At 82.5% G+C, this 429-nt stretch carries 1 protein-coding gene; it reads right to left on the reverse strand.

All coding sequences use genetic code 11. The features are described 5' to 3' along the window. Nucleotides 1-256, reverse strand: a 256-nt coding sequence (locus CTKZ_RS21945; RefSeq protein ID WP_200829891.1) for a hypothetical protein, incomplete at its 3' end; no start/stop codon positions are given. Nucleotides 257-429 lie beyond the last annotated feature (173 nt).

Genomic DNA, 429 nt, shown 5'->3' on the forward strand with positions numbered 1-429 from the left:
GGTCCGGCGCGGGCTCCGAGGGCGGGGCGGCGCAGCCGGCCAGCACGGCGAGCGCGACGACGCCCGGGACGGTGCGCCGCAGCACGGGGGCGACACCGCGGCGACCCGCGCTCGACCGTCGGCCCCCGGTCGCCGTCGCCTCAGCGCGTCGGGTGGCGCGGTCGCCGGGGAGGTCGGCCTCGTGCACCGGGCGGGCGTCGCGGGCGGGGGTGACGGCGGCGGTGCGGGCGGGGCGGGTCGTCGGGCGGGTGCTCATCGGCCCTCCTCCTGGTCGTCGGTCGTCTCGATGGGCGGCAGACCCCACGCGCGGCGCCACGCGTCGCCGCGCGAGCCTGCGGGCGGCGCCGGCGTTGCGGACTGCTCGTCCGCACCGGGCAGCCAGGCCGGTCGCACGTGCGCCGACGGCGCGTCGGGCGACGTGGGCGAGCC

The organism is Cellulomonas algicola, from assembly GCF_003851725.1.
GTDB lineage: Bacteria > Actinomycetota > Actinomycetes > Actinomycetales > Cellulomonadaceae > Cellulomonas > Cellulomonas algicola.